Here is a 26383-nt window from a genome sequence, read left to right as displayed (position 1 = left end):
CAGTGTTTAAAAGATAGTCTATTGAACGAGATTAATAGTGAGAAAACCGCATTTCTGTAAGCCTTAATCCTTGAATATGGTAAGATTCGCCCCTATTTTTTTGCTAACTTTTATCTAGTCGTGCAGTAATTTTGCTCAACATTTTCTGCATTCATCCATCTATAGAGAATTCATCATGAACTTCGATTTAAACGCCATTCCAACCACTTTCGATATCCTTCATGCTGGTTTAGCCGCGTCTAGCGTTCTGCTTCTACTTATTGCCGTATCTCGTAAATCCAAAGTGGTCGAGAAAGTGGTTGAGAAACCAGTAGAAAAAATTGTGGAAGTGGAAAAACCGGTCGAAAAGATCGTTGAAGTGGAAAAAGTTGTCGAAGTTGAATCAAAACTGGCAACAGCCAATACAGACTCTGCAATGCAATTGCTTTCTCTGTTCCAACAAGAAGCGCGTCTAATTGATTTCCTAAAAGAAGACGTAGCTGGTTTTTCTGACGAAGAAGTCGGTGCCGCTGCTCGTGTAATCCACGCTGGTGGTCAAAAAGTGTTGAAAGAGTATGTTTCTCTTTCTCCTGTACGCAGTGAAGACGAAGAAAGTCGTATCACGTTGGAAGAAGGCTTCAATGCTCAGCAAGTTAGATTGGTAGGCAATGTTTCTGGCTCTGCGCCGTTCACAGGCACGCTGATTCATAAAGGTTGGAAAGCGGACTCTATGACGCTGCCAAAACTTGCTGAAAACTACGATGCTTCAATTATTGCTCCGGCAGAGGTTGAGCTGTAATGGAACAAAACGCAAAATTCAGTATTGGTATTGACCTAGGAACCACGCACAGCGTTCTCGCTTATGTTGATACGCAAGCGGAAAACCCAGCGGTTAAAGTCATGGGCATCGCTCAGATGACAGCACCGGGTACTGTTGAAACTCGCGAACAGCTCGGTTCGTTTTTATACCAGCCTCATGAACATGAAATGTCTGAGGCTTCCAGAAAGCTTCCTTGGACAGATACACCACCAGCCTTGGTTGGCGCAATTGCGCGTAATCTTGGTGTGAAAACGCCGATTCGTCTGATTGCCAGTGCGAAATCTTGGTTGTGTCATGGTGGCGTGAACCGTCGCGATGCGTTTCTACCTCAAGGTAGCCCTGAAGATGTAGCGAAAGTTTCGCCACTGCGTGCGACTGAGCTTTACTTAGAGCACATTAAGCAAGCTTGGGATCATGAGCACCCTACTCATCCAATTTCAGAACAAGATGTCACCATTACTGTACCTGCATCTTTCAACCCAGCAGCTCGTGATCTTACCGCTGAAGCGGCTCGTAATGTAGGGTTCACCCATTTAACCCTGTTAGAAGAGCCACAAGCAGCGCTTTATAGCTGGATTAACAACAGCAGTGATGCATGGCGCAATGAAGTGTCAGTGGGTGAAATTATTCTGGTGGTTGATATCGGTGGCGGTACAACTGACTTATCTTTGGTGGAAGTCACGGAAGATCAGGGCAATCTTTCACTGAACCGTATTGCGGTTGGCGAACATATTTTGCTGGGTGGCGACAACATGGATTTAGCGCTTGCCTACCGTCTGAAAATGAAGCTTGCTCAAGAAGGCAAAGAGCTCCAACCGTGGCAAGTACAGGCAATGACGCACGCTTGTCGCGATGCTAAAGAAGCGCTTCTGAAAGATTCTGAACTGCAATCTGTACCGATTGTGGTGCCAAGTCGCGGTTCTAAACTATTGGGCGCGACGTTAAAAACGGAATTAACCAAAGAAGAAGTACAGCAAACACTGGTTGATGGTTTCTTCCCGCAAGTCGCTGTCACAGATCACCCTGTGCAAAAACCTCGTGGCGCTTTGACTCATATGGGTCTGCCGTATGCACAAGATGCCGGTATTACTCGTCACATCGCCGCTTTCTTGTCAAAGCAAGCCGATGCTCAAGCAAACGGTGAGAACTGCGGTCAGAGCTATGGTGAGCCTGCGCCATTCAATATGGCGGGGATTCCGGGCATGTCTGCACTGGTGGCAAATTTTATCAAGCCAAACGCAGTTTTGTTTAACGGTGGTGTACTTAAGTCTGATCTGTTAGCGAACCGACTGTTCACTACCATTAACCAATGGCTAAGCAGCGCACAAGCTGCTCAGGCGAAACGTCTTACTGGTCTTGACCTAGATCTCGCTGTTGCAAGCGGCGCAGCATACTACGGTAACGTGCGTCGTGGACAAGGTGTTCGAATTCGTGGTGGTATTGCTTCCGCTTATTACGTCGGTATTGAAAGTGCGATGCCTGCTATTCCAGGCATGGCTCCACCAATGGAAGCTCTTTGCGTTGCACCATTTGGCATGGAAGAAGGTTCACATGTTGAAGTTCCAAGCCAACAGTTTGGTCTTGTGATTGGTCAACCGGTTCACTTCCAATTCTTTGGTTCAACCACTCGCCGAGATGATATTGCAGGTACTCACCTTGATTACTGGGCACCAGAGGAGCTGGAAGAATTGCCTGAAATTCAAGTTACACTGCCTGTTTCAGAAGGACGTCGTGAAGGAGAAGTGGTTCCTGTGACTCTTGCTTCACGAGTGACTGAGTTGGGGACTCTTTATCTAGAAGCGATTGCAGCGGACAACGGCCAAAAGTGGCATGTTGAATTCGATGTAAGAGAATCAGGCGAAGATTCTCAGCAGCAACATTAATCTTTAAACGGCATCCCTAGCGATGCCGTTTATCTATACCCAAACTACCTGAAGTTGCAGGTAGGCGGCAAGTGAGTGAATCCCCATGAGCATAAATAACTATGTGATTGGGGTGAACGAGCGTAGCCCCAATACCAAAACATAAAGCGCTGCAACTTAAAGTAGGAAGGGTATATCTGAATATATAACGAGGTTTCTATTATTATGGCAGCACCGCGTTTTCTTGTCGGGATCGATTTAGGTACCACTAATACAGTGGTCGCATTCTGTGAACTGATGGATGATCTCGAACATGCCGCTGTAGAACTCTTTCCTATTGATCAGTTAATAGGTCCCGGTGAAGGGGTTCGTAAACCACTGTTACCTTCATTTAGATACCACCCTGCACCGGGTCAAATTGCGGCAAGCGATTTAACCTTGCCTTGGGATAACCACCCCGTAGAAGGCGACACCGAACTCGCTATTATTGGCCAGTGGGCAAGAGATTTAGGAGCAAAGGTCGAAGGTCGACAAGTCTCCAGTGCAAAAAGCTGGTTGTCTCATCCAAGTGTGGATCGCTCTGAAGCCATTCTTCCTTGGGCTGGTGCAGCTGATGTCGAAAAAGTCTCCCCTGTAGTAGCAAGCGCCAGTTACCTCAACCATATCCGCCAAGCGTGGAACTACCGGCATCCAAGTAATCCTCTGGAAGCTCAGGAAGTGGTCGTCACCGTTCCGGCTTCATTTGATGAAACCGCGCGAAACCTGACCTTAGAAGCGGCGAAGCTGGCTGGTTTAAACAACATAATTCTGTTAGAAGAGCCACAAGCGGTCTGCTATGACTGGTATTCACGCCATAAAGATTCTTCTAATGAACAGCTGTCAGAAATTCCACTAATTTTGGTTTGTGATGTGGGCGGCGGCACCACCGACTTAAGTTTGATTGAAGCGAAGTTTGAAAGCGGAGAGCTGGCTTTAAACCGTATTGGCGTTGGTGAACACCTAATGCTTGGCGGTGACAACCTCGACCTAGCGCTCGCTCATTTAGCAGAAAGCCGATTTAATCAAAGTAAGAAGCTCACTGCGGCGGGATTAACAAAGCTTATTCAGCAAACCCGACAAGCGAAAGAAAACTTGCTCTCCAGTAACGCACCAGAGACCGTGAAAATCACCATGTTGGGCAGCGGCTCAAAACTGCTTGGCGGTACAAAGAGCGTCAGCTTAACCAAACAAGAAGTTCACCAGATTGCATTAGATGGTTTCTTCCCTGTGTCTGATTTCTCCGAACTGCCAAACAAACGTCGTAGCGCGATGATGGAGTTTGGTCTGCCTTATGTCGCCGACCCTGCTGTCAGTAAACACGTAGCAGAGTTTCTTACTCAGCATCAGCAAGTGTCCAAAGCGGCACTAAACGAAACGGAGCTTAGCTCCCCTTCAATCCCTGTTGGTCTGTTGCTAAACGGTGGTGTTTTTAACAGTGACTTAATCACAGAACGCATGTTGAGTCTGCTGGGTCACTGGCGTGGTGAAGCCATTACCCAACTGGACAACCCTCATCCAGACTGGTCGGTTGCTTTGGGCGCGGTGGCTTTTGCCAAAGCACGCCGTGGTGCACAACTGAAAATCGGTGGTGGCTCTGCACGTTCTTATTTCCTTCATTTGCAAGAAAAAAACAACATGGGCAAAGCGCTATGCCTATTGGCGAAAGGAACGGAAGAAGGTCAAGAAATTCGTCTAAGCAGCCGTCGTTTCTCGTTAACGCTAGGTATGCCCGTTCGTTTTAACCTGCTTACCTCAACGCACGATCAAATCGCTGACAACACCAGAATACAAAATGGTGTACTCGTTGAGATTGATGCAGATAAGTTCCAGCCTTTGCCACTTTACATCACTACGTTACAGGGTGACGACAACATTCAATTACAGGCAAACCAAAAGCAACGCGAAGAGGTATTTATTGCTTGCCAGTTGACCGAAGTCGGCACTTTGAAAATGGAGTGTGTATCCACCAGCGATGAGAACAAACGCTGGCTGATGGAGTTTGAAGTACGTAACAGCAGCCAAGCTCAGAGCAATGAAGAATCAGAAAAGCCGAATCCAAAACTTGAACAGGCGAAAACACTGGTGACGCAAATATACAGCGGTAATAAAAACAGCGCTGATAGCAAAGCCGTGAAAACCTTGAACAAAGATCTGGAGAAGTTGCTTGGTAAACGCGACGAGTGGGACTTTGCCGTTTTGCGTTCCCTATTTGATACTTTGGCACAGGGAAGAAAACGTCGTCGTCGCTCTGAACAACATGAAAAGAACTGGTTACGATTAGCGGGTTTTGCATTGCGCCCAGGTTTTGGTGATGCCACAGACAGTTGGCGAATCGAACAGATTTGGGGCTTATACCAACAAGGCATTCAGTTCCAAAACCACCAAGGCTGGAGCAACTGGTGGGTATTCTGGCGTCGTATCGCGGGCGGGTTAAACCAAGAGCAACAAGAGACACTGCTGGCGGATATTGCTAAGTATCTGCACCCCGGTGCTTCACGAAATCCGAAATCTCAGCAAGAAGCGCAAGATAAAGGTTACGAAGCCATGGTTCGCTTAGCTGCTTCGTTAGAGCATCTGGATGTGGAAGATAAAGTTCTACTGGCAACTTGGTTTATCAATAAAGCCCTTAATCAAACTCAGTTTGAGCAAGCTCATTGGTGGGCTGTCGGTCGTCTGTTGTCTCGTACGCCTCTGTATGGCAGTGCACATAATGTCGTTGCTCGTGAACAAGTTCAGCAATGGTTACCAAAACTGCTACAGAAAGACTGGCTGAAAGAACCAATGATCGCGTTTGCAGCAGTGATGATTTGCCGTAAAACTGGCGATAGAACGCTGGATATCTCAGACGATTTTAGAACTTTGGTTCTTGAGAAACTCAAGCAAAGCCGAGCGCCTGAAGCTTGGATACAGTTGGTCGAAAATGTCAGTGAACTGAGTGAAACAGAGTCTAAACGTATTTTTGGTGATGCCTTACCCCATGGTTTAACGCTCATTTCTCACTAAGAAAATCTAAACTGAAGTCGTCTTAAACGTCTCGTTAAGCGGCTTCAGTTTTTCTCAAAATCCCACCTTTGTTTAAACAAGCCTTACTTAAACTCTCTTTCATCGTTCATTTCTATATATATTTTCTTTCAATTAGACGAAAAAATGCGCATTTTTAGACTCGCATTTGAGCTATGAACCATTGTAGAATGTGCGCCCTCGCAGCCCGAGTGGCTAACTCACTGTAAGCGGCGAGAAATTCTCTACTCGATTTGAATTTGCAAACCATAGAGACGTTGCTGAATTAAATTACTTAGCGAATGTGATTTGCCTAAGTGAATACCATCAACCTTATTGCAGATTCAGTTGAGAAGAGTATAAGTTGATTTACACTCAAATGAGTTCAACCCAAGGTGTAAATCGTTTTCGATACCTTATATTCGAAATGGCAATAACTTTCGTATTAACTTCTTACAGCATTACTTAAAGATCGTGAAAGCCAATGAATCAAGATAAGTTTACTAACGTTTATCGTCTGCCGGGTTCTATTCAGGTTCGTATTGCCAAATGGCAAGCGACATTTCGTGGCACCTCGGATATTGTTTTGCACGATGCGCTCATTGTTCGAAACAAGCAATTCCAAAAACCAGATTTTCTACCCAGAGGCTGGTGCCTGACACCTTTCTCTGAAGACGATATTTCTATCACTCATCATGGCAAATACATTCAAACAACTATGCTCACCATGATTGACAAGAAAGTTTCGTACAAACGTGTTTATTTGTCTCGTGTACCTCTTGAGCAGGCAGAGCCAGCTTTACGCCAGTACAAAATAGAATGGATGCGTAAGTACAACGATATCGTCAACAAATACAATAAGATAAAGAAAAAAGAGTTAATGGTTCACGCTTGGGAGGAAGTAGAGACTCTTTACCCTTCTATCCCTAAAGCAGAGTTTGATAAGAATCTATGGAACAAGCTGGTGATCTCTCAGTTTGGGCCAGAGCGCAAATACTCTAATCCATACTTTGTAAAGAAAGCCGATTTTTAGCTCTTGTTTATCGGTAAACAAAGCTTAGCCCTAAAAATATTTAAGGCTCATGTGAATTCACATGAGCCTTAAATATTTTTAACTGATTATACGTTCAAGCTTTTGTTTGATCAGTGTTGAACGCCAGATGGATTGGAGCCGAAATCAGATTGTTGATAGATATCGGCAAGGGATTTGTTTTTGTGCTTTGTGGCATGACGTCGAGACCGTTTCGGTTCAAATTCTTGCTCGACATGTTTGAGTGTGGCTTCGTGTTCCTTAGCCATTTCTATAAACTCAGGGTTAGACATCGCCTCTTGGCGTAGGCGGTTAATGCGTTCTAATGTTTCTAACAACATAAGTTACCTCCTCTAGCACTGTTTATGTGTACAGTATAGATAAGGTTACACAATTGTCAATAAAACACTGGTTATTAACACAGTAATTGTGCTTTAGTTCTTACTTCATGATCTTTAAGGATCCTTAATTATTCATGTAGTAAACATTTGTTTTAAATAGATTAGTTAAGATCTGGGTGTCGATAGAAATACGGTGTGGTTTTAGCGATAACTTTAAAACCGTATCGCTCAACAATAGGTCGACTCATCTCAGAAGCGTCAATATACAGGTATTGCTTACCCGCGAGGATTGAGTCTCTGATGCGCTGCTTGAGCAATGCTTGATAATGCCCTCGCCCACGGTGAGTTTGAACCGTACTTCCACCCCAAATCCCAGCAAATGGTGACGTGTCACTGTTGAAGATCACCCACGCAGAAGAAACTGGCTGGTTACCATCATAGATAACATAAATACGGATGTTCTCAGGACGAGTTTGTTTGAGGTTCAACAGATGCAAAAAATAACCACTGCAATCTTCACCTGTTTGAGATTGCTTGACTGCAATGGCATCACGGATTCCACGTTCATCAAACACCTCAATGCACTGAGTCTGATGTTCCGGGACTGAATCATAGACACGGAGATCCAAAACCATGAAGTACTCTGGATCTTGTTCGTAAAAGCCTTTGTTGAGAAGCGTCCTGTCGATATCGCTTGGCTTGTCGAAATCATAGACTTTCCACTCAAAGTTTTTACCTAAGCGGTAGAAATACTCCATTTGCTGATCAATGACTTCAGACGCCTTTGAGCTATCTAAATTGAAATAGGCAATAAAGCTCCCATCTTCATCAGGAGAGACCACTCTGACAAGCGTTGTGTCCGAATAAACCTCCCAACCGGGTATTTCAATATGCATACGCTCATAGCAGTTAAACTGAGTCATGATTTCAGCTGCGTTCAAGGTATTTCCTCTCGAAAACAAAAAATTGAGACATTTAAGATCTATTGACCTGATATTGTGCGCGGCATTATCTACTTAGTTTTCAAATAGTGTTAGTAATTTCGAACCCACCCTTTTTTCTTGTGTTTAAGTTAACTGTTTGAAACTGATTTTGTCCTGAAAATGCAACTTATTTGGAGTGAACTTCGGCGCATTTCACAGATTATCATCTGGCAAAAATAACGAATTGAGAGCCTCTTTCCACAAGCATATAGTTGTCAGGTTCCTCAGCTTACAGTGCTTGAAATGCTTAATATTTACACTGCCATTCTTTTCTTCTCATTCTTTTTCTTCAACCCTATCAGCCAAGCGAGTGAAAGAGCTGAATGGGAAGCGGTGGTTAACAAAACCCTGAGTCGCAATCCCAACTCTGTGCTTCAACTTCTCAAGGACAGGTATACCTCACTCCCACCGAGTTCAGAAAAGCTCTACATAGCTAGCCGTATCCACGATTATATGACAAGGCATGGACTGCATTATTTCGGCAGTGACAACACCACTCAGCTTGCTTACAGCAAAGAAGAGAAACAATTTATAGAAGCGCTCAATAAAGAGGAAAACAAGCAATTCTTTGAAGCCGGTGAAATTTACCAAGAGCTGTATTCACGAATGAAACAACGACAAGATAGTGATGGCATTTTCTTGTTTGAGTACCATCTGTGCCGCTTGCTAAACCTGCAAGGGAACTATTTACACAGCCAAAACTTCTGCGACCAGCTTCAGCATTCACTCGAGCACAGCAGCAACCCTGTTCTACCTCGATATCGTGCTTTCATTGTTATAGCTAAGAATCTCGAACTTATCGGTGACTACAAAGGCGCTCTGGACTACTACAAACGTTTGTTAGACGAAATTCCAGAAGGAACGGACACCGCTGAAATATTCAATGATATCGGCCTGTTACTTTGTACTTTGGGACAATATCAACAAGCGCTAGAATATCTCTACCGTGCTCTGACCCTTCACATAGAAAACCATAACGACGATGGCATTGCACAAACAGAACACAGCTTGGGTGAGGTATATCATCACAAAGGGGAACTGCACCAAAGTATTGCCCACTTTAATAAAGCCCGTTTGATTCACCTGAAGAAGAACGATCTCAGAGGGTTGGCTTATGTTCATCTCGGTTTGGGTAAATCACATAATGAATTAGGTGCATTTCACGAAGGCATCAATGAGCTACTTAAAGGGCTAGACTACGCTATTCAATACAAAGATATCGGTTTAAAAAGCGACATCGTACTTGCCCTGTCTAACTCCTATGTTCAGAAAAAGTATTACAGACAAGCCGAATATTACGGGTTAAAAGCGAAAACTCTTGCTGAAGAATCACAAAACGCCCGCACGCTAACACAAGCATTGCGTCAGTTAGCAAAGATTGCAGACAAGAGTGGAAAGTACGAGTTGGCGCTGTCGTATTACCGCGAATACGTTGAAAATGAGATTACTATTCGCGACCAAGAACACTTCAAAGCTTTGGAAGCTTTAGATCAATCGACATCTTCACTCCAACAAAAAAACTTAAGATCAGAACTGCTAACGCAGAATGAACAGCTAAACAACCATGTCGAGTTAATGAAGCAGGAACGACGTTACTTGCTGTTGCTTATTGTATTGCTGCTGCTATCCATCGCATATCTTGTTCACAAATCGGTGCATTTAAAAAGTAACCAGAAAATGGACGGCCTTACTGATGCCCTTCATCGAACAGTCTTCATTAATCATTTGAAAACAGTCGAAAAGCCTCAAACATTGGAAACCAGAAACGTGGTGATACTCTTTGATATCGACAATCTTAAATTGATTAATGACAGATACGGGTACGGAGTTGGCAACAAAGCTCTAAGGACAATCTCAAATATGATGAAAAAGTGTTTAAAGAAAGACGATTTCTGGGGGCGTTTGGGTGGCGATGAGTTTATTACTGTATTAACCAATGTAGATCAGTACGAAGTGCAGCAGCGAGTTGAATCGTTACATAAGGCACTAACCTCTAGGCCTTATTGGTATCACATTAATGAAGCAGGTAGTAAAAAGCCGCTGTATTTGTCCACCAGCTTTGCATTTATGGCAACGGCAGGACAAATCAGCGACTTCAATCAGCTTTATTCCGTCTTAGATCAGGCGTTATTCAAAACCAAACAAAAAGGACAAAACTGTATTTTCGATGCTTGCAGCGATTCTATTGATTGTTCTTTTGCTTTAAAGACTCAATAACAGCGGCGCGGTTATCCAAGTAATCGTTCAGCCCTGCCTTACGTAAATGACAGGCAGGACAATCACCACATCCGTCACCGATAATGCCGTTGTAACACGTCAGTGTATCATTGCGCACAAGATCAAGCGATTGGTATTGATCAGCCAATGCCCACGTTTCAGCTTTATTTAACCACATCAGCGGAGTGCGGATTTCTAGCTCACGATCCATCCCTTTTACAAGGGCACTGTTCATCGCTTTGATGAAATCGTTTCGGCAATCGGGATAACCTGAAAAGTCGGTTTCACATACACCCGTAATGACCGTTTGCGCGCCAATCTGGTATGCGTAAATACCCGCTAGCGTTAAAAACAGAATGTTTCGACCAGGTACAAATGAGTTTGGAAGGCCGTTTTCCTGAAGTTCATGAGAAACAGGAATATCGTCGCGAGTCAGTGAACTGATGGCGAGTTCATTAAGCAAGCCAACATCCAACACTTTGTGTGCAGTTACGCCTAACTTCTTGGTTAACGCTTGAGCCACTTCTATTTCAAGTTTGTGTCTTTGCCCATAATCGAAGGTAATGGCATGAACTTCATCAAACTCTTTTAGGGCTTGGACCAAACATGTCGTTGAATCCTGACCACCACTAAATACAACAACCGCTTTTTTCATGGGTAAATCCTTTAGGCAATACTGAGGTACTTATGTGTTTGAATAGACAGACGCCAGTTACGCGCCACGCAAGTATCTATACACAATTGTGTTGCTCTCGGCTTCTGACTAATAGGCTGCAGAGCAATCACGGTTGATTCGGGAACATTGGCAGACTGGAGCAACTGATCCAAGTTCTCAATATCTTTGTCTGTCGCAACTGGATGTTTAATCTCGTTCGCACGCAACAATGCCGATTCGATAACCGGTAGCTTACCTTTCATTGCTACTTTTGGTGACACTGTCACCCACGTATCTTTAGTTGCTCTAACTTCAAAGGTTCCGCTGGTTTCGATCTGGCATTGGCAGCCAATCCCTTCAAACGCCTGAGTAAGAGGAACTAAATCATAGATACAAGGCTCACCACCAGTAATAACAATATGCTTCGCTGTGTATCCTTGCGACTGATACATCGCAATGATCTGTTGTGCGGAAGCAGAGCACCAGTTTGGCGAGTCGCCAGTCTTTACAATAATCTGATCGAAAGACTGCTGGTCTTGCTCATTGGCTTCCCACGTCTGCTTAGTATCACACCAAGCACAACCCACCGGGCATTCTTGTAAACGAACGAAAACGGCAGGAACGCCTGTAAATACGCCCTCACCCTGTATCGTTTCAAACATTTCGTTAACTTTGTACAAAGTATTTTGCCTAATTCAAATTTCCGAAAAATCGCAGCCGCAGACCTTAATAGAAGGTCTGCTTCAGGTCAATTTAAAACCTCGCCTGAATCACAAAAATCATCATTGAACTAAATGAATTATCCGCATTCCGGCTCAAACTAATCATGCAATTTGTTTTGCTCTTTGCATCACAAACGAGCAAACTGTCATAAATTATAGATATTCTTTTCCGAATTAATTTAAGCATTCTAGGTATCACATGTACAAAATCATCGCCCTTGATATGGATGGCACTCTTCTTAATAGCCAAAAACAAATTACGCCACGCACAAAACAAGCTATTGCTCTGGCAAAAGAGCAAGGTGTACGAGTAGTTCTTGCTTCAGGTCGCCCAATTGATGGTATGCGTAGCAAACTTGAAGAGCTGGAATTAACCTCAGATCAAGATTATGTCCTTCACTACAATGGCTCAATGGTGCAAAACGTCGCGACTGGTGAAGTTATCTACAAGCAAATCATTGACGGCAAAGCCGCGAAAACCATCGCCAAATTGGCCGATGAGCTAGGTGTAAATACGCATGCATTCAGCCAAGTTCACGGGCTTATAACTCCTCGTATCAGCGAATTCACAGAACTTGAGTCGAAAATCAACGACGGCTTAAAGATCACTGAGATGGACTTTTCTGAGCTAGAAGACGATCACCCTATCATCAAAACCATGATTGTCGCTGAACCAAGCCTGCTCTCTGAAGCGATCAAGAAAATCCCTGCGCATTTGCATCAACAATTTACTGTGGTGCAAAGTGCCCCACACTTTCTAGAGTTTTTGAACACACAAAGTAATAAAGGTGTGGGTGTTAAAGCGATTGCAGACCACCTTGGTGTGGCAGCGAGCCAAGTGATGTGTATGGGTGATGCTGAGAATGATCACCATATGATTGAGTACGCAGGAATGGGTATTGCGATGGCTAATGCGATGGAAGAAACCAAACGCATCGCAGATTACATCACGCTCAGTAACGATGAAGATGGCGTAGCGGCTGCTATCGAGAAATTTGTTCTGTAGTCATTTCTGGTAACATCCGCCACAAGCTCAAAAAGGGCTGATTTCAATATATGAAGTCAGCCCTTTTCATTGATAATGACTTTGAATTAAAACAGCTTATCCATGCCTACTCGGCTATTTCTTTTCACTGCCCGGCTTTATCACTCTTTGTTGACTGTGTAACAAAGAAAACTCTTGAGTTAGCTGAGAGACTAAGACACAAATTCGTTGTCTATCCTTTTTCGCCTGTTTTAAACGCTCGCCCAATTGAGCAGAGCTTAAGAACTCTTCTCTTTCTGCATCTCGGCGACAAAGATCAATCACATCATATGAACAACCTTTTTCAAACAACACCAATTCAGCTTGTTGCATATAACGCATGGCTTTCATTGGCAGAAGTTCAACGTCGGAACCGTATTCTATCCATGTGACTTCACCGAGGTTTTCGATATCTTTTTCTAGAGTTGCGCGGTATAGAACTTCCAACTGTTCTCGCGAAGTTGCTTCTTTAACTTCTCTAATGGCAAAAAACATTTCCCAAAACTTGCGACGTAGATCAACTGTTGGCAGGCGCTCTTTAATCGAAGTTCGTTTAGAAGCACCAAACTCTGCGAGTAGACCTAAATTTTGCGGCAATACCGACTCTAAAGTTTCACGAACATTGCGCACAAGCACGGGGGACGCGCCTCCGCTTGAAATCGCTATCTGAATTCGGCCTCTATCTATCATCGAAGGGGTAATGAAATCACAATAGGGTAAATCGTCCACCACATTGACTAAAACACCAATATTTTTTGCATCTTTATGCACTTGATGGTTGAGATCTGGGTTATCCGTAGTCGCCCATACCTGCACGAAGCGATTGCTTAAAACACTGGGTGAGTAGAAGTTCTGTATCCACTCGCATTTCCCTTGTTCTACAAGCGCATACAGATACTGTTCGATCTGAGGGGAAACGATAGTAACACGAGCACCTGCGCGTAAAAGTGCATCAATTTTACGGCATGCAACCTCGCCTCCACCAACGACTAAAACAGCTTTATTTGAGAGATCCAGGAACAGAGGAAAATATTGCATTTAAATTTCATCACAATGTAAATAACTATTCGGTAATGCTAACAAAAAAGGTGCAATAAAATCACTAGCCAATACTCATCAAATAATTAATGACTAAATTTTAATCCATTATTAGATGATCATATAAGTTTCATTCGTTAACAGCATGTTAATGTATCAAACATTCAGTCAATTATCCCGAAGACATCCTGTTGCACCAAGGGTGAGCCTAGTTGCACTATTTACATTGGCACAACATTTAGCCATTCTAAACCAAGCTTAGGTATGTGATTTCCCTCGAAAGTCTATTTAAATTATGTATTTGAGAAATCCAGAATTTATATCTACGCTTTTAAATAACTGATGAGAAGCACCTTAAAAGTGCAACCCATTAGGAAACTAACTATAAAACACAACATATATAAAGCTTGTATCAGGTGTCACCTGGTCAAACATGGATCATACAGGAAGGATACAAATGGCGAATAAACTCACACTTCTTGCCACAGTTGTAGCGGCATCTTCTGCCTTTGCAGCGACTTCAGCTTCAGCAGCAGAAAGTACTTTAGATAAAGTTATGGCTGCTGGTGTTTTGTCTTGTGGTGTAAGTACAGGTCTACCTGGCTTTTCTAACCCTAACTCTAAAGGCGAATGGGAAGGGATTGACGTAGAATACTGTCAAGCAGTTGCTGCAGCGGTTCTTGGCGACAAAACTAAAGTTAAATACGTACCACTTACTGCTAAAGAACGTTTTACAGCTCTACAATCTGGTGAGATAGATGTTTTATCTCGCAACACAACATGGACGCTACAACGTGATACAGCACTTGGTTTGAACTTCGTTGGTGTGAACTACTACGATGGTCAAGGCTTCATGGTTAAAAAAGACCTAGGTATTTCAAGCGCTAAAGAACTTGACGGTGCGTCAGTATGTGTACAATCAGGTACAACAACTGAGCTAAACCTAGCTGACTACTTCCGTGCAAGCGGTATGAGCTACAAACCAGTGGTATTTGATACAGCGGCACAAACCTCTAAAGGTTTCGACTCTGGTCGTTGTGACGTTCTAACTACAGACCAATCAGGTCTATACGCACTACGTCTGAACTTAACAAATCCAGATTCAGCAGTAGTACTTCCAGAAATCATCTCTAAAGAGCCTCTAGGTCCAGTTGTTCGTCAAGACGACGACAAATGGTTCAACATTGCGAAATGGACTCTAAATGCGATGATCAACGCAGAAGAGTATGGCATCACATCTAAAAATGCAGACGAAATGCTGAAGTCTGACAACCCAGAAATCAAACGTATTCTTGGTGTTGACGGTCCAAAAGGTTCTGGTCTAGGCATTCGTGATGACTGGAGCTACCAAGTTGTTAAACAAGTTGGTAACTACGGTGAAAGCTTTGAACGTACTGTAGGTAAAGGCTCTCCACTCCAAATTGCACGTGGTGTAAACGCATTATGGAATGCGGGTGGCTTTATGTACGCTCCACCTATCCGTTAATAGATATCTAATTGAAATGGGCGGTCTAGGCCGCCCTTTGTCTAAATGGATAAAGAGGTTATCGCTGTATGAAGCCTACAAATAATTCAGTGCAAATGTCGGAATCAGCTCCGGCTAAAAGCACAAATCTTCTTTATAATCCCACTTTTCGCTCTGTCGTTTTTCAGTTCATAGCACTGGCTGCTCTCGCTTTATTCTTTTATACGATAATAAACAATGCACTGAATAACCTTAGCGCGCGAGGTATTGCAACTGGTTTTGATTTTCTGAGCCAACCTGCAGGTTTTGGGATTGGTTTGAGCCTAATTGAGTACAACGAAACCTTTTCGTACGGTCGTACGTTTGTGGTGGGTTTGCTTAACACAGCTCTTGTTTCATTCTTGGGTATTATCTTAGCAACCGTTATTGGTTTTGTTTTGGGTATCGCCCGACTCTCTTCAAACTGGCTAGTGAGTCGTTTAGCCGCCGTTTACATTGAGACCTTTCGAAATATCCCCCTACTTCTACAAATATTTTTCTGGTATGTGGCCGTGCTTCAAGCGCTACCGTCTGCCAGAGAAAGTATGAGCTTGGGCGAAGCTATATTTCTGAACGTTCGCGGTCTTTATTTCCCAGCGCCAGTTTTTGAAGCTGGAAGCGGCATTGTTGTTGCCTGCTTCATTGTTGGTGTCATTGCGACAATCAGTGTGGGTATCTGGGCCAAAAATAAACAGCGTTTGACTGGTCAACAAACACCTATGTTCCGTATCGGGTTAGGCTTGTGTGTTGGTTTACCACTGGTTGTTCATTTCATCATGGGCATGCCGATTTCTGCGGAATACCCAGTATTGAAAGGATTCAACTTCAAAGGCGGTATCAGTATTATTCCTGAACTCGCAGCATTGCTGTTAGCTCTCAGTATCTATACAGCTTCCTTTATTGCTGAAATTGTTCGTTCTGGTATCAATGCAGTTAGCCATGGCCAAACTGAAGCGGCGATGTCTTTGGGCCTACCACGCTCTAAGACTTTGAAACTGGTGGTTATTCCGCAAGCATTGCGAATCATCATTCCGCCTTTAACCAGTCAATTCTTGAACTTAACCAAGAACTCTTCACTTGCAATGGCGATTGGTTATCCAGACTTAGTTTCTGTGTTTGCTGGTACAACGTTGAACCAGACTGGTCAAGCAATTGAAATCATTGCAATGACCATGGGCGTTTACTTAACACTTAGCTTGCTCACATCACTATTTATGAACATTTACAACCACAAAGTAGCATTGGTGGAGAGATAAGATGAAAGTACATCAATTTCAACCAAGTCTCCCGCCGCCAGAAAATACCACTGGTGTCGTTGGCTGGTTTAGAAAGAACCTGTTTAACAGTCCGGCAAACTCCATTGTCACTGTCATTCTGGCGTATTTTGCCTTTATGGGACTTTGGAACGTTATCGATTGGGCGTTTATAAACGCTGACTGGGTGGGTGCCACTCGTGATGCTTGTAGCCGTGAAGGGGCATGTTGGGTATTTATTAGTGTACGTTGGCAACAATACATGTACGGCTTCTACCCTGAAGCTGAACTTTGGCGCCCTCGCCTATTCTTTATTACCTTAGCCATGTTCGTCGCTGCAATTGCTTACGATAAAACACCAAAAAGAACTTGGATCTGGCTGTTTTTCGTTAACATCTATCCATTCCTAATCGCTGGTTTGTTATACGGCGGCGTGTTTGGTTTAGAAGTCGTAGAGACACACAAATGGGGTGGCTTGTTAGTTACTCTTATCATTGCGTTAGTAGGTATTGTTGTATCTCTGCCAATCGGTGTGGTTCTGGCTTTGGGACGTCGTTCTAATATGCCAATCATCCGCAGCCTATGTACGGTATATATTGAAGTTTGGCGTGGTGTTCCGCTAATCACTGTTCTGTTCATGGCTTCCGTTATGCTACCTCTGTTCTTATCTGAAGGTTCTGAAACGGACAAACTCATCCGTGCTCTTATCGGTGTGGTGATGTTCAGTTCAGCCTACATGGCAGAAGTTATTCGTGGTGGTTTGCAGGCGATACCTAAGGGTCAGTATGAAGCAGCTGACGCACTCGGTCTGTCGTACTGGAAGAAAATGGGTTTAATCATTCTTCCGCAAGCACTGAAAATTACTATTCCATCTATCGTAAACACATTTATTGGCCTGTTTAAAGATACCAGTCTGGTTCTGATTATCGGTATGTTCGACGTACTTGGTATTGGTCAATCAGCAAACACCGACCCTGAATGGTTAGGTTTTGCTACAGAAAGTTACGTATTTGTCGCGTTAGTGTTCTGGGTGTTCTGTTTCAGCATGTCGAGATACTCGATTTGGCTAGAAAACAAACTCCATACCGGTCACAAACGATAAACAATAATTCAGGGAACGTATTATGAGGCAACAAACTGCAGAAGATTTCATGATTCAAATTAAGGACATGAACAAATGGTACGGTGAGTTTCACGTACTAAAAAACATCAACCTGGATGTTAAAAAAGGCGAAAAGATCGTTATTTGTGGCCCTTCAGGTTCTGGCAAATCAACCATGATTCGTTGTATCAACCACTTAGAAGAACACCAAAAAGGTCAGATTCTAGTGGCAGGCACAGAACTTACTGAAGACTTAAAAAACATCGAAGCGGTGCGCCGTGAAGTCGGTATGTGTTTCCAGCACTTTAACCTCTTCCCTCACCTAACGGTTTTAGAGAACTGTACGCTAGCTCCTATTTGGGTAAAGAAAATGCCTAAAGACGAAGCTGAAGCGATTGCAATGAAGTATTTGAAGCGCGTTAAGATCCCAGACCAAGCAGACAAATACCCAGGTCAGCTTTCTGGTGGTCAACAACAACGTGTTGCTATTGCGCGTTCTCTATGTATGAACCCACAAGTGATGTTGTTCGATGAACCAACATCAGCACTTGACCCAGAAATGGTTCGCGAAGTACTAGACGTAATGGTTGAACTTGCTGGTGAAGGTATGACGATGCTTTGTGTAACTCACGAAATGGGTTTTGCAAAAGAAGTTGCTGACCGAGTGATATTTATGGACGCAGGTGAAATCATTGAGGAAAACAATCCAAAAGATTTCTTTGAAAATCCGCAATCTGATCGCACACAAAACTTCTTAGCGCAGATTCTTCACCACTAATGCTTCACCAACAATCAGTGTGAATCATGCATATTTAAAGAGGCGATATCATCGCCTCTTTTTCTTTTGTAACTAATGGTTTATTTCAACAATAACTTACAAAAAAGTTCATCATTTAGTGTTAGTATTAATCCTGCTATAAACTTAGATGTACGGAAATATTGTGTTACAACTTGTCACGCTTATTTCGACGATTTTTGTTTATTATTTTTAATGTTAGTACAAGGCAGAGGCTTGAAAAACGGAACTATTAGCCTCATTAATGTCTATATAAACAAGAAACACCTTTCAATGAGGAAGAGTAAAAGTATGAACACTCCAATGTATTCTCGCACATCGTCTTATGACAGTGCTCTACAAACCAACAAAGTGCTAAGAAACACTTATGCGCTGCTTTCTATGACGCTTCTATGGTCGGCTGTGGTTGCTGGTGTTTCTATGGCGATGAATCTACCTCGTCCAGGTATCATCATCATGCTGGTTGGCTTCTACGGCTTGCTATTCTTAACAGAGAAGAACCGTAACAACAGCATGGGCCTTGTATTTACATTCCTATTTACAGGTTTCCTTGGCTACACCATCGGTCCAATTCTTAATATGTATATTGGCGCTGGTATGGGTGATGTGGTCCTAACTGCATTAGGCGGTACTGCGCTGGCGTTCATGGGTGCATCTGCATACGCACTGACCACTAAACGTGACCTATCATTCCTAAACGGCATGCTGTTGGCTGGTTTTGTTGTACTACTAGTCGGTATGGTTGCAAATATCTTCCTACAAATGCCAATGCTACACATGGCGATGAGCGGCCTATTTGTTCTGTTTTCAACAGGCGCAATCTTGCTAACTACTCAGCAAATTGTTCGCGGTGGTGAAACAAATTACATCTCAGCAACCATCACGCTATATGTTTCTATCTACAACTTGTTCATCAGCCTGCTAAGCATCCTTGGCATCATGAACGACGACTAATAAGTCTTCAAACTGATTGAATACAAGAGCCCGAGATTATCTCGGGCTTTTTTCTTCTTGAGCAAAGCCACTCCCTTCGCTACCCTATGCGCAATTAGTTAAACAACTCACTGTTAAACGCAATGTTTGAATACAACGGAAACACAATCGAAACTGACGCTCAGGGCTATCTGCTTAATTCAACGGAATGGGTTGAAGGCATGATGGACATTTTAGCTGAGCAAGAAGGCATTCAACTGACTGATGCACATATTGAAGTGGTACTTTTTGTTCGCAAATTCTACGAGGAGTTTAATACTTCTCCAGCGATTCGCATGCTGGTAAAAGCGATGGAAAAAGAACACGGCCCTGAAAAAGGCAACAGTAAGTATCTATTTAAACTGTTCCCTAAAGGTCCGGCAAAACAGGCGACAAAAATAGCAGGTTTACCAAAACCGGCTAAGTGCCTTTAATCTTTCATTGAGTATCTCTTTCTGTAGGTCTTGCTTATTAGACTAGGCAAATATAGGCCTACAGAATTTCAAATCCGCGGTAACTTTTCTCAATCGTACAGGTTGTGCGTACGATTTTATCGACTGACGCCGTTCTTGGCCCCTCTTTTAACCATTCGTAAAATTCATCAACCTGCTCAACTGGGCCACACGCGATTACCTCAACATCCCCATTGTTCAGATTTTTGGCGTAACCCGTTAACCCAAGCTTTAATCCCTGATGAGAAGTGTGATAGCGAAACCCTACCCCCTGAACCACACCGGAAACAATAAATTTGTCGCACTTTGTCGCCATTCGAAATCTTCCCTATTTATAGACTTCCTTTAAGGATAGCCAATAGTTAGCTCATTGTTTTACCTAGCACTCACTATTGGATAATGATCTTATTTTCGAAACCAAGTTCATTTGAAATTAGACGCCGCTCACTCGAGAACGAACATCATTAAGTCGAGTTGCTTTTCAAGCTCAGTTCCACGACAATACCCGACCTTTTCTATCATTCTTCAGAGTAGAGCAATGACTTCTGCAATCTATTTGGTCAAAGGCCGCGATAAATCATTACGTCGTAAACACCCATGGGTTTTCTCCCGTGGTATTCAACGCATCGAAGGTGAACCAAGTTTAGGTGAAACCGTCGATGTTTATTCAAACGACGGTCAGTGGTTAGCAAAAGCCGCCTACTCTCCGCATTCGCAAATTCGTGCTCGTGTTTGGAGCTTCGAGAAAGAAGAGATTGATAGCGCATTTTTCATCAAACGAATTCAACAAGCCCAAATGCTTCGTGACGATTTCATCGAACGTGATGGCTTAACTGGCTATCGTTTGATTGCAGCGGAATCTGATGGTCTGCCGGGTATTACTATCGACAAATACGATAACTACCTTGTATGCCAACTTTTAAGTGCTGGTGCTGAGTACCAGAAAGAAACGTTAATTAAAGCCCTTAATACCTGTTTCCCTGAATGCCATATTTACGAGCGTTCTGACGTTGCTGTACGCAAAAAAGAAGGATTGGAAGAACGTGTTGGTGTTCTTCATGGTGAATTGCCACCTAAGTCTGTTGTGATCGAAGAAAACGGTATCAAAATTAATGTTGATATCGTTAACGGCCATAAGACTGGTTTCTACCTTGACCAACGAGACAGCCGTTTCCAGTCAATCAAGTATGTGAAAGATAAAGAAGTTCTTAACTGCTTCTCTTACACCGGTGGATTTGGCTTATACGCACTGAAAGGCGGAGCAAAACGCGTGATCAACGCTGACGTTTCTCAACCTGCTCTTGATACGGCCAAATTCAACGCAGAGCTCAATGAATTTGATATCTCGAAAAAACGTGCTGTATTCCTCAACGCAGACGTATTCAAACTACTTCGTGAATATCGCGATCAAGGTACCCAGTTTGATGTGGTTATTATGGACCCACCAAAGTTTGCGGAGTCAAAAGCTCAACTGAACGGTGCATGCCGTGGCTATAAAGACATCAACATGCTAGCGATGCAAATTTTAAAACCAGGCGGTACGCTGCTGACTTACTCATGCTCAGGTTTAATGGATCAAGCTCTGTTCCAGAAGATCATTGCAGATGCCGCTTTGGATGCTGGTCGTGACGTGAAGTTCGTAGAGCGTTTTGAACAAGCCGCAGACCACCCAACAGATACCGCGTATCCAGAAGGTTTCTATCTTAAAGGGTTTGCGTGTAAGGTTTTCTGATAAAGGGAAACATATAAGACTCCATGTAAAACGGTCGCTAATTGCGACCGTTTTTTATTTCTTTAAACGCTTATTCTTTCAACTCTATTTCGGCCATTACGTTTCGCCTTCAGTAATGCATGGTCTGCGAGTTTCAGCAGGTCTTCGTAATCTGAAAGATATTCACTACTTGAAACACCAATACTTACAGTGATTTTTAACTGCGAAGCTACATCGTCAAAGCTGTGTGCTTCTATTGCCGAACGTAAACGTTCTAAATAGTCGTCTGATTGATGAGTATCACTGACAAACAAAAGAGTAAACTCTTCTCCGCCCCATCTGGCCAGCAATGTATCCGACTCAATATGACGTTTCAGAACATCGACCACTTCCACAATGGCGTGATCACCCACTAAATGTGAATATTTGTCATTGATACGTTTAAAGTGGTCGATATCGAGTACCGCCAGTTGCAATACCTCTCCACTTTCTCTCGCCTTATCGAATAGCTCTTTAAGCTTTGAGTCAAATGCTCTTCGGTTGGCTAAACCTGTTAATTCATCTTCATGAGACAACTTTTCAAACATGGTCGCCTGAGAGCGTAGCTCGTGCGTTTGAAGAGCGACTTGTTGCTTCAAGCGCAGCTCACTTCGCTTCAAGCTCTGAATGCGCCAGAAAACGCCGGAACCAATCAGCGCCAGTAACGAAAGAATGATAAAAACGATGACTTCTTTTCTCTGCCAAAATAGAGGTTCGACGTCAAACTCATAAAGCACTTTGGCTTCAGTCCAGTTACCATAAGGATAACGGGCGCTGACCAGAAACTTGTAGTGACCGGGACGTAAATTAGTGAACTCTGCGCTGCGAGTATTTCTGCGTTCGGACCATGTGTTATCAAATCCTTCCAACTTGGTACGATACTCTATTCGTTCAGACATCACATAACCCAATCCAACATAGTTAATGGATACTCTGCTCGTTCCGGCAGGCACTATAGGCATCGCTTCTGGGTTAATGTAATTCGAATCAAAACGAACAGACTGCAATACAAGAGGCAGTGGATTACTGCTTAAAGTATGAAGTTTATTGGGATGAATAGATGCCACACCTTTCGCTGTTGCGATATAAATTGAACCACTGCTGAGTTTTGCAGAAGCAGGGTTCGAACCGCCATTCGCTTGGCTACTTGCCATACCGTCAGTTTCATCAAAGTGCTCAAACACAACGCTTGATTCTTTTCCGTCGGCGACATCATGAGCTCTGTCTGCATTGATCTTCCAGATACCACGGTTACTCGACAGCCAGAAGTAGCCATCATCATCCTTTTGAATCTGGAAAAACTTATCGATTGGCAATCCCTGAGGACGCCCGACAAGTGCAGAAGATTGGTCAGACAATCGATAGCGGACGATACCCCTGTCTGTCGCAATCCACACATATCCGGGTTCAATATAGAATCCAAAAGCATATTGAGCCTGTTCTAGTTGGTCTAACTCCAAATTTTCGAACTTGTCGTTATCCCAATAGCCAACGCCCACTCCTGTACCAACCCAAATATGCCCCAACTCATCTTCAGCCAGTGCCATGACATAATCGTCACTAAGGCCATTCTGCTGAGTAAAGTGTTGCATTGTTCCGTCAGGCTGCTTCTTCACCACACCAAACGGAGTTCCTATCCAAAGATTGCGTTGACTGTCTTCTAAAATCGCTCGAACTTCGTTAGTCGGCAAACCTTCTTTATCGGTTAGAATCGGTTCAATCGACCTGTTATTCCATTTCATCAAGCCATTTTGATAAGTACCCACCCAAGCACCACCATCTGACGCGTTGGCCAAGCTCAATATCGATAAGGAAATATCATCATTTAAAGCAGGTTCTGGACAGCTCTGTTTGATAATACTTAAGCCATTACTTGTACCCACTAAAAGCGTCTCGTCGTCAATAGACAAAACCGTGCGGACATAATTGCCAACTAAGCCTTTATCTTGAGTAATAGACATAAAAGGCGCATTACGAAGGCGAATCAAACCGCCATTAGTCCCAACCCAGATACTACTTTCAATATCCTGATACCAAGAAAGCACGCGATTATTCGGTAAGCCTTTACTGGCATCCAAAAACTCAAGAGTATTTTCCGTTAAACGCGCTAATCCTTTATTGATGGTACCCAACCAGATGTTTCCAGCCGAATCCTGCTCGACAACCGTCACAACCGTGTTATTTATTCTCGGGTCAATCAGGGATAACTCTTTTCCATCATAGCGCCATGCTCCACGGTTTGTACCTAAAAGAAGATCGCCATTATGGGACAGAGAAAGGTAGTAAACTTTATCAAATTGGGTAGTTTCAATTCTCGCAGAGGAGTGCTCCGAAAGTTGATATAAGCCGCTCTCAGTACCGACAAATATCTCATTCGCACTGTTTTTGATCAGTCTGTAAGCACTAATATTTTCTAATATCCAGACACTCTCTACATAGGAACCGTCCGCATTTTTTTGCCTGCGTACAACGCCCTGTCCTTCTATCGCCAGCCATTGATTGCCAGAGTGATCAATCAGCACATGGTTGACCATGCTTGGCGCAGCTTCCTGAGGATGCCAGGTAAACCCTGATCTTAAACTTAAGCTTCCTCTCGCACCTCCCACCCATAACGAATTGTTTTGGTCGGAAACCAAGGCGCGGGTACCCGAATCTAGCATATGTGTGATGGGACCACGGTCGAAAAGTCTAAACTCTAAACCGTTGTATCTTGCAACACCTTCCCATGTAGCAAACCAAAGATACCCATCCTGAGTTTGAGCAATCGCATTAATGCTGTTATGAGGTAAACCTTCTGTAGATGTCCAAGTATCAACGTAGTAATCAGAGAGTGAGTTGGGCGTCATAAGGCTCGCTTTTGCCCAAGCAAAGACAGGCGCAAGCACTCCCAAAATAATGAAAATAATAAAGCGACGGGTAGAAGAATATTGGGGAGAGATCATTTAACGTTTTACTTCCTTGTCTAGTAACGTTAATTACATCGAATTTAATAATACTTTACTCACTAGATATCACCACGCCTAATGAAAAAAGTCTATGAGAAGATACTGTTATAGTTGCAAATCTCACGAATGAACTGGTCGGATATCATTTAAAAACAATAACAATACAGATTTTCTGTTCTTGAACCGTTATAAAAATGCCAAAAACAATCTCGGTTGTTCTATCTAAATTACGAATCCTGATGCTTATAAGAAGCTAAGGTAATCCACAATTTTTTTACGAGTTACTTCACAAATATTTGCTCAAACTGTATATTTCATTCACAGCAAAAATATTTTTTAGCCATCAATTGATGCATTTATATAAATAGAACTATAAATATATTTGTAGCCAAAAATATATTTTGCTAATTGGTAGTTTTCGTTTCGAAGACGTATGCCTAGAAGATAAGTTACACAGCTTTTCAATACTCTGGATACATAACTACGTGTCATATAACAAGAAAACAGATTTCATTTTTGCCCTAATTTCCATTGCTTTTTTTGCGATTGCCACTCCAATTTCAATAGCGATAAAAAATCATTATGTCAGTTTGGAGTCGAAAAAAGTGGAAATGGTTGTTGCAAACAACATCTCTCTTGTGCGTTCCAACTTTGAAGCGTCCATTTTTATGGATACTTTTCTTGCTGATAGTTTGGCAACCTTAATCACCATTGATCCGGATGCCGCATTTAAAAAATGGGATGTTGTCGCAAGCCAGCTTCTGAGCAAATCTCAACACGTACGAAATGTGACCGCTTCACCGAACAATATCATTACCTATATCTATCCACTCGAAGGTAACGAGTCAGCGTTAGGTGTTGACCTATCACGTATACCTGAACAGTACAAAGCCATCCAATTAGCAAAGCAAAAACAACACATTTATATCGATGGTCCAGTCAATCTAGTACAAGGTGGACAAGGCCTGATTGCTCGCTATCCGATTTATTCAGATTTCCCATACAACAAAGCCTATTGGGGCACCGTAAGTGTGGTTATTGATTACAACAAGTTAATGACGTACAGCGGTATTTACGACATTTTTGATGCTGAAGTTGCAATTAGAAACATCACAAACACCCCAAAAGTGCTCTATGGTGATATCGAAATCTTTGATAACCCAGACATTCAGCATTTCATCAACTTACCTTATGGACGTTGGCAATTAGCGGCTAAATATAAACTCAGTGACAGTGCTCATCTGACATTCATTGAAAGAACAATTCTATCAATGGCCCTTATCTCGGTGAGTCTTATCTATGCGTTATTTTTCTTAATTTATAAGAACTATAAAACCATTCATAAAGCTGCGATGCAGGATGAGTTAACTCATCTTCCAAACCGACGTTACATTAAGAAATTGCTCAAGAAAATGTCCACCAAAAAAGAGGGCAATAGCTTTTTTACCCTGTTAAGCGTTGATGTTAACGACTTTAAGTTAGTAAACGACAATTATGGTCATGATGTAGGCGATAGATTCTTGCAATTCATCAGCATAAAGTTCCAAGAAAATGTTCGCAGTACAGATACAGTAGCAAGAATTGGTGGTGATGAGTTCCTTGTTATTTTGAACAACATCTACCTTCCAGAGAAGGTCAACAGCGTTACCCAATCGATTAAAAACAAAATCGAAAGTGAATCATTTTTCCACAACAACAAAGAAATCAAGCCAAGCTTAAGTATCGGTTACGCGATTTATAACGATAAAAACATCGATATTGAAACGCTGATCACTAAAGCTGACCACGCTATGTATCTCAACAAAAACGCTAATGCGTTTTCTAAAACGAGCATTTAACCCTCATAGAAAAGCGGCTTACCTGCATCAGATAAGCCGTTCTAAATATTCACTTTGACCA

Annotated in this window: 21 protein-coding genes; 14 read left to right on the top strand and 7 right to left on the bottom strand. The window is 42.9% G+C overall.

The window, feature by feature from the left end; translation table 11 throughout:
- The first annotated feature begins 175 nt into the window (after positions 1 to 175).
- From AAGA51_RS07290 to AAGA51_RS07275, 4 genes are all read left to right on the top strand, one after another.
- The gene (locus tag AAGA51_RS07290; RefSeq protein WP_042482537.1) at positions 176 to 778 is read left to right on the top strand and encodes a DUF2760 domain-containing protein; all 603 of its coding nucleotides are present in this window, start codon (positions 176 to 178) and stop codon (positions 776 to 778) included.
- A complete protein-coding gene (locus AAGA51_RS07285; RefSeq protein WP_042482540.1) occupies positions 778 to 2682 on the top strand; it encodes an Hsp70 family protein in 1905 nt (634 codons plus the stop codon). The genes AAGA51_RS07290 and AAGA51_RS07285 overlap by 1 nt, the downstream gene beginning before the upstream one ends.
- Before the next feature lie 204 nt (positions 2683 to 2886).
- Positions 2887 to 5703 (top strand): Hsp70 family protein, encoded by a 2817-nt coding sequence (locus AAGA51_RS07280; protein WP_042482542.1) that lies wholly within the window; start codon positions 2887 to 2889, stop codon positions 5701 to 5703.
- A gap of 481 nt (positions 5704 to 6184) precedes the next feature.
- On the top strand, positions 6185 to 6733 hold the full coding sequence (locus tag AAGA51_RS07275) for a hypothetical protein (protein WP_042482545.1): 549 nt from the start codon (positions 6185 to 6187) through the stop codon (positions 6731 to 6733).
- Positions 6734 to 6843: 110 nt separating this feature from the next.
- On the opposite strand, the gene AAGA51_RS07270 is transcribed toward AAGA51_RS07275, so the two are convergent.
- A complete protein-coding gene (locus tag AAGA51_RS07270; protein ID WP_042482548.1) occupies positions 6844 to 7071 on the bottom strand; it encodes a hypothetical protein in 228 nt (75 codons plus the stop codon).
- 161 nt (positions 7072 to 7232) lie between these two features.
- Entirely contained in the window at positions 7233 to 8012 is a 780-nt protein-coding gene (locus AAGA51_RS07265) for a GNAT family N-acetyltransferase (RefSeq protein WP_042482551.1), read from the bottom strand.
- Between the two features lie 285 nt (positions 8013 to 8297).
- Here AAGA51_RS07265 and AAGA51_RS07260 point away from each other — a divergent pair, with 285 nt between their 5' ends.
- A complete protein-coding gene (locus tag AAGA51_RS07260; RefSeq protein ID WP_042482554.1) occupies positions 8298 to 10271 on the top strand; it encodes a tetratricopeptide repeat-containing diguanylate cyclase in 1974 nt (657 codons plus the stop codon).
- On the opposite strand, the gene queC is transcribed toward AAGA51_RS07260, so the two are convergent.
- Both queC and queE read right to left on the bottom strand, forming a co-directional pair.
- Positions 10237 to 10926, bottom strand: a complete 690-nt coding sequence (gene queC, locus AAGA51_RS07255; protein ID WP_042482558.1) for a 7-cyano-7-deazaguanine synthase QueC — start codon at positions 10924 to 10926, stop codon at positions 10237 to 10239. The genes AAGA51_RS07260 and queC overlap by 35 nt on opposite strands.
- Before the next feature lie 11 nt (positions 10927 to 10937).
- A complete protein-coding gene (gene queE / locus AAGA51_RS07250; protein WP_255209365.1) occupies positions 10938 to 11606 on the bottom strand; it encodes a 7-carboxy-7-deazaguanine synthase QueE in 669 nt (222 codons plus the stop codon).
- A 241-nt stretch (positions 11607 to 11847) separates the two neighbouring features.
- Here queE and yidA point away from each other — a divergent pair, with 241 nt between their 5' ends.
- A complete protein-coding gene (gene yidA / locus AAGA51_RS07245) occupies positions 11848 to 12654 on the top strand; it encodes a sugar-phosphatase (RefSeq protein ID WP_042482561.1) in 807 nt (268 codons plus the stop codon).
- A 114-nt stretch (positions 12655 to 12768) separates the two neighbouring features.
- Here the strand turns inward: yidA and AAGA51_RS07240 are convergent, their stop codons facing one another.
- Positions 12769 to 13710 carry a precorrin-2 dehydrogenase/sirohydrochlorin ferrochelatase family protein gene (locus tag AAGA51_RS07240; protein ID WP_042482564.1) on the bottom strand — a complete coding sequence of 314 codons (942 nt, stop codon included), beginning with the start codon at positions 13708 to 13710 and terminating at the stop codon, positions 12769 to 12771.
- A gap of 457 nt (positions 13711 to 14167) precedes the next feature.
- Between AAGA51_RS07240 and AAGA51_RS07235 the strand changes: the two genes are divergently transcribed.
- From AAGA51_RS07235 to AAGA51_RS07210, 6 genes are all read left to right on the top strand, one after another.
- Entirely contained in the window at positions 14168 to 15196 is a 1029-nt protein-coding gene (locus tag AAGA51_RS07235) for an amino acid ABC transporter substrate-binding protein (protein ID WP_042482566.1), read from the top strand.
- A gap of 68 nt (positions 15197 to 15264) precedes the next feature.
- A complete protein-coding gene (locus tag AAGA51_RS07230) occupies positions 15265 to 16470 on the top strand; it encodes an amino acid ABC transporter permease (protein WP_042482570.1) in 1206 nt (401 codons plus the stop codon).
- A gap of 1 nt (position 16471) precedes the next feature.
- Positions 16472 to 17569 (top strand): amino acid ABC transporter permease, encoded by a 1098-nt coding sequence (locus AAGA51_RS07225; RefSeq protein ID WP_042482572.1) that lies wholly within the window; start codon positions 16472 to 16474, stop codon positions 17567 to 17569.
- Positions 17570 to 17591: 22 nt separating this feature from the next.
- A complete protein-coding gene (locus tag AAGA51_RS07220) occupies positions 17592 to 18347 on the top strand; it encodes an amino acid ABC transporter ATP-binding protein (protein ID WP_042482575.1) in 756 nt (251 codons plus the stop codon).
- 309 nt (positions 18348 to 18656) lie between these two features.
- Positions 18657 to 19319 carry a Bax inhibitor-1/YccA family protein gene (locus tag AAGA51_RS07215; RefSeq protein ID WP_042482578.1) on the top strand — a complete coding sequence of 221 codons (663 nt, stop codon included), beginning with the start codon at positions 18657 to 18659 and terminating at the stop codon, positions 19317 to 19319.
- Between the two features lie 122 nt (positions 19320 to 19441).
- On the top strand, positions 19442 to 19771 hold the full coding sequence (locus tag AAGA51_RS07210) for a TusE/DsrC/DsvC family sulfur relay protein (protein WP_042482581.1): 330 nt from the start codon (positions 19442 to 19444) through the stop codon (positions 19769 to 19771).
- A 58-nt stretch (positions 19772 to 19829) separates the two neighbouring features.
- Here AAGA51_RS07210 and yccX read toward each other — a convergent pair whose 3' ends face one another.
- Positions 19830 to 20105 carry an acylphosphatase gene (yccX, locus tag AAGA51_RS07205; RefSeq protein ID WP_042482584.1) on the bottom strand — a complete coding sequence of 92 codons (276 nt, stop codon included), beginning with the start codon at positions 20103 to 20105 and terminating at the stop codon, positions 19830 to 19832.
- Positions 20106 to 20327: 222 nt separating this feature from the next.
- Between yccX and AAGA51_RS07200 the strand changes: the two genes are divergently transcribed.
- Positions 20328 to 21521: a class I SAM-dependent methyltransferase gene (locus tag AAGA51_RS07200; RefSeq protein ID WP_042482586.1), complete on the top strand. Its 1194-nt coding sequence runs from the start codon at positions 20328 to 20330 to the stop codon at positions 21519 to 21521.
- 62 nt (positions 21522 to 21583) lie between these two features.
- Here AAGA51_RS07200 and AAGA51_RS07195 read toward each other — a convergent pair whose 3' ends face one another.
- Complete coding sequence (locus AAGA51_RS07195) at positions 21584 to 24481, bottom strand: ligand-binding sensor domain-containing protein (RefSeq protein ID WP_255209366.1); 2898 nt, start codon at positions 24479 to 24481, stop codon at positions 21584 to 21586.
- 614 nt (positions 24482 to 25095) lie between these two features.
- Between AAGA51_RS07195 and AAGA51_RS07190 the strand changes: the two genes are divergently transcribed.
- Positions 25096 to 26322, top strand: coding sequence for a diguanylate cyclase domain-containing protein (locus AAGA51_RS07190; RefSeq protein WP_042482795.1), 1227 nt, complete (start codon positions 25096 to 25098; stop codon positions 26320 to 26322).
- Positions 26323 to 26383: the final 61 nt, after the last annotated feature.

Origin of the sequence: Vibrio diazotrophicus (assembly GCF_038452265.1) — a bacterium.
Classification (GTDB): Bacteria; Pseudomonadota; Gammaproteobacteria; order Enterobacterales; family Vibrionaceae; genus Vibrio; species Vibrio diazotrophicus.
Note: the sequence above shows the minus strand (reverse complement) of the source record. Positions and strands in the feature narration are given on the sequence as shown.